This is a genomic window from Streptosporangium sp. NPDC002524 (genome assembly GCF_040295985.1).
Taxonomy (GTDB): domain Bacteria; phylum Actinomycetota; class Actinomycetes; order Streptosporangiales; family Streptosporangiaceae; genus Streptosporangium.
This window is the reverse complement of the sequence record NZ_JBEOWK010000069.1, coordinates 1452-2852: the sequence shown is the minus strand read 5'-3', so window position 1 is coordinate 2852 and position 1401 is coordinate 1452. Positions and strand designations below refer to the sequence as shown.

At 56.4% G+C, this 1401-nt stretch carries 1 rRNA gene (cut by a window edge); it reads right to left on the bottom strand.

The features are described from left to right. Positions 1 to 6: 6 nt before the first annotated feature. Positions 7 to 1401: ribosomal RNA gene (locus ABT053_RS43240) — 23S ribosomal RNA — on the bottom strand; its annotated part runs 1451 nt beyond the window's last position; the annotation flags it as partial.

Below are 1401 nucleotides of genomic sequence, written 5' to 3'. Positions count from 1 at the left end.
TGCTTTGTGGTCAAGTCCTCGGCCTATTAGTACTGGTCAGCTCCACACATTACTGCGCTTCCACTTCCAGCCTATCAACCCGGTCGTCTCCCGGGAGCCTTACCCACCTTCGTGGTGGGAGACCTCATCTCAAGGCGAGCTTCCCGCTTAGATGCTTTCAGCGGTTATCCCTTCCGAACGTAGCCAACCAGCCGTGCTCCTGGCGGAACAACTGGCACACCAGAGGTTCGTCCGTCCCGGTCCTCTCGTACTAGGGACAGCTCCTTTCAAGTCTCCTGCGCGCGCAGCGGATAGGGACCGAACTGTCTCGCGACGTTCTAAACCCAGCTCGCGTACCGCTTTAATGGGCGAACAGCCCAACCCTTGGGACCTACTCCAGCCCCAGGATGCGACGAGCCGACATCGAGGTGCCAAACCATCCCGTCGATATGGACTCTTGGGGAAGATCAGCCTGTTATCCCCGGGGTACCTTTTAGCCGTTGAGCGACGGCGCTTCCACATGCCACCGCCGGATCACTAGTCCCAGCTTTCGCTCCTGCTCGACCCGTCGGTCTCACAGTCAAGCTCCCTTGTGCACTTACACTCGACACCTGATTGCCAACCAGGCTGAGGGAACCTTTGGGCGCCTCCGTTACTCTTTAGGAGGCAACCGCCCCAGTTAAACTACCCACCAGACACTGTCCCTGATCCGGATCACGGACCGAAGTTAGACGTTCAAAACGACCAGAGTGGTATTTCACCAATGACTCCACCACCACTAGCGTGATAGCTTCACCGTCTCCCACCTATCCTACACAAGACGTTCCAAACGCCAATGTCAAGCTATAGTGAAGGTCCCGGGGTCTTTCCGTCCTGCTGCGCGTAACGAGCATCTTTACTCGTAGTGCAATTTCGCCGGGTCTGCGGTTGAGACAGCGGGGAAGTCGTTACGCCATTCGTGCAGGTCGGAACTTACCCGACAAGGAATTTCGCTACCTTAGGATGGTTATAGTTACCACCGCCGTTTACTGGCGCTTAAGTTCTCAGCTTCGCGAAGTAAACTCCACTAACCGGTCCCCTTAACGTTCCAGCACCGGGCAGGCGTCAGTCCGTATACATCGTCTTACGACTTCGCACGGACCTGTGTTTTTAGTAAACAGTCGCTTCCCCCTGGCCTCTGCGACCCCCACCAGCTCAGAACGCAAAGGTTCGTCACCAGCGAAGGCCCCCCTTCTCCCGAAGTTACGGGGGCAATTTGCCGAGTTCCTTAACCACAGTTCACCCGATCGCCTTAGTATTCTCTACCTGACCACCTGAGTCGGTTTAGGGTACGGGCCGCCACGACACTCACTAGAGGCTTTTCTCGGCAGCATAGGATCACCCACTTCGCCACAATCGGCTCGGCATCACATCTCAGACTTA